Annotated in this window: 2 protein-coding genes; both read left to right on the top strand. The window is 67.4% G+C overall.

Features of this window, described 5'->3' with window-relative positions:
* Positions 1–1,017: condensation domain-containing protein (locus tag VML93_RS20170; protein ID WP_325613398.1), on the top strand; the 1,017-nt coding region annotated here is incomplete at its 5' end.
* Between the two features lie 12 nt (positions 1,018–1,029).
* The coding region (locus VML93_RS20165) for a condensation domain-containing protein (protein WP_325613396.1) at positions 1,030–3,115 on the top strand (2,086 nt) is incomplete at its 3' end.

The raw sequence follows: 3,115 nt of genomic DNA, 5'->3' as shown, positions 1-3,115 counted from the left end.
CAGCGGCCTTCGGTGCTGCTGATCACCGCGCACCACTTGGCGGTGGATGTGGTTTCGTGGCACATCATGCTCGGCGACATCGCCGAGGCCTGGCGTTCGACAAAATCCGGTGCGACTCCAAAGATATTGCCCGAGTTCACTTCTTATCGGCGGTGGTCGGAGCTGATGTGGGAACGGGCGGCCACGCCGCAGGTGCAGGCGCAGCGCGACTACTGGATCGCACAGGTCCGCGACCCCGATCCCGCATTGGGTGTGCGCCACCCGGACCCGACGCGCGATTGCTGGTCTACGTTGCGTGTCACCTCGGTGGCGGTGTCGGTCGCAGACACCGAACGAGTGCTGGCCGCGCTCGACAGATACCGGGGGATGCGCGAATTCCTGCTGGCTGCAACCACGATCGCGGTTGCCAGTTGGCGCCGTGAACGTGCGCAGGATCCGGATTCGGGCACGCTTGTCGCCCTGGAGGGCCACGGGCGCGCCGACTCCGTGCTGGACACCGACACCACCAACACCGTCGGCTGGTTCACCACGGCGTTCCCGATACGGCTAGGCGCCGGGGCGGCTGCTGTCGACATCGAACGGGCCGAAGCCGATCCGGGCGCGGCCCGCGGCCTGCTCGATTCGGTGGCGACCCAAATCCGCGAAACCCCGAACGACGGCTTGGATTACGGCCTGCTGCGCTACGTCGACCGCGTCCCCGAGTTGCAGCGGGCCGCCGAGCCGCAGATCCAGTTCGGCTATCTGGGTCGCCTGGACCTCAGCGGTGTCGCGGATCAGCCGTGGTCACTGCTCACTGGACCACACCTGGATGCGCTGCCGGTGGACCCCGAGCCGGAGCTGCCGCTGCGCTTTGCCGTCAATCTCAGTGTGCTGGTCGGAGCCACCCCCGAGGGCACCCAACTGATCGCGAATTGGCGGTGGAGTGATGCCCTGTTCGAGCGCTCGGACATTGACCGTTTGACCCAGTTCTGGCAGCGGGGAATCGCCGCGCTCGCCGGCGGACTAGCCGGGAACTAGAAGGGATTAGCGTTGCGCGACGGCGATCGGCGAATCAGTAAGGACGAGATCAGGGCAACGGTTGCGGCCCAACTCGGTTGCGCGGCCGCCGAGGTCGCCGACCACGACGACCTCATCCAGATGGGCCTGAACTCGATCCGGATGATGGCGCTGGCCGGGGGTTGGCGTAAACGCGGTTCCAGCATCACTTTCGCCGAACTCGCGGCAAGTCCGACGGTTGATTCCTGGCATGGCATGCTCGGCGCCGACGGGACGGAACCGGTTGCGGCGCAACCCGCATCGCCGACGGTAGAGCCGGTGGCCGAAGAAGCCCCGTTCCCGCTGGCGACCATGCAGCACGCGTACTGGATCGGCCGCTCCGACGAGCAGGAACTCGGTGGCGTCGCAGCCCATCTGTACGTCGAATTCGACGGCGGCGAAATAGATCCCGAACGCATGGAGCGTGCGGTGTCCGATCTCGTCGCGACGCACCCGATGCTGCGCACCCGATTCCTCCCGGACGGGACGCAACAAACAATGCCGGAGCCGGGCCGCCCGGTGTTCGCCCTCGTCGATCTGCGCGGGCAGAGTTCTCACACGGCCGAGTCCGCACTGGCGGAGCTGCGCGACCGTAAGACGCACCAGCGGTTAGCGATCGAAGACGGTCAGGTCATCGATATCACGCTGACGCTGCGCGACGAGAACCGCAGCCGGTTGCACCTGGACATCGACATGCTGGCCGGTGATGCGATGAGCTACCGCGTCCTGGTATCGGATCTGGCGGAGCTGTACCGGGGAGCGGCGTTACCGGCGCCCGGTTACAGCTACCGGCGTTATCGCACCGAGCGTCAGCCAGACCACTCGGCGCGTGAGCGAGACCGGGACTGGTGGCAGCGGCGACTGCCCCAACTGCCCGGCGCGCCCGAACTTCCGACCGTCCCGGTGGCCGACGGCAGGGCACCCCATCGCACGGTCCGCTACGACCACTGGCTGGGTCCGGAAGAAAAGCAGACGCTGGTGTCCGGGGCACACCAGCGCGGGGTTACGCCGGCCATGGCGCTGGCCGCGGTGTTCGCCGATACCATCGGGGGCTGGTCGGCGCAAAGCAGATTCCTGATGAATGTTCCGTTGTTCCATCGCGAGTCGGTGCACCCGGACGTCGACCGGGTGGTCGGAGACTTCACCTCGTCGATCATGCTCGAGGTCGACGTCACCGACACCATCTCGGTCCTGGACCGGGCCCGCGCAATTCAGCACAGCATGTACGAAAGCGGTTCACACGCAGCCTATTCCGGGCTCGAGGTGCTGCGTGATCTGGGCAGGCATCGCGGCGAGCCGGTGCTGGCTCCGGTGGTGTTCACCAGTGCGCTGGATCTGGGTGAACTGTTCGGCGACAACGTCATCGAGTCCTTTGGTGAGCCGGTGTGGATCATCTCGCAGGGCCCTCAGGTATTGCTGGACGCCCAGGTCACCGAGCTGCGCGGCGGCCTGTTGGTCAACTGGGACGTCCGCGAGTCGGCGTTCCCGTCGGGCGTCGTCGATGCCATGTTCGCCAGGTTCACCGAGGCGGTCGATCGGCTCGCCGCGGGCGACGCGGGCTGGGAGGCCGAGGCGGTGGTGCGGTTACCGAGCGCCCAGGCGACGGTACGCGCAGCGACCAACGCGACCGACGGCCCGGTCAGCGGCCGTTGCCTGCACCAGGGCTTCTTCCAGCACGCCGCGGTCAGCCCGGACGCGCCGGCCGTGGTATGGGACACCTCGGATATAAATGCGGGCGAGGGGGTGTGGAGCTACCGGGACCTCGCGCAGCGCTCCCTTGCGGTCGCAGGAGCGTTGCGCGCCAACGGCGTACGTACCGGCGACGCGGTCGCCGTCCAGTTGCCCAAGGGTCGCGATCAAGTCCTGGCCGTGCTCGGGGTGCTTGCGGCCGGGGGGACGTATGTGCCGATCGGATTCGACCAGCCGGATGGGCGGCGCGCCAAGATCCTTCAGACCGCCGAGATCGTTGCGGCGCTGACGGTCGACGGCGCGGACATGGGTCCGGGTGTTTCCTGCGTCGCCATCGACGTGGCGCGCGACTATCCGCGGCCGCTGGAAGAGCCGGTCTTGCCGGACACCG

Source organism: Mycobacterium sp., assembly GCF_035499775.1.
Lineage (GTDB): Bacteria > Actinomycetota > Actinomycetes > Mycobacteriales > Mycobacteriaceae > Mycobacterium.
This window is presented reverse-complemented; position numbering and strand designations above follow the sequence as displayed.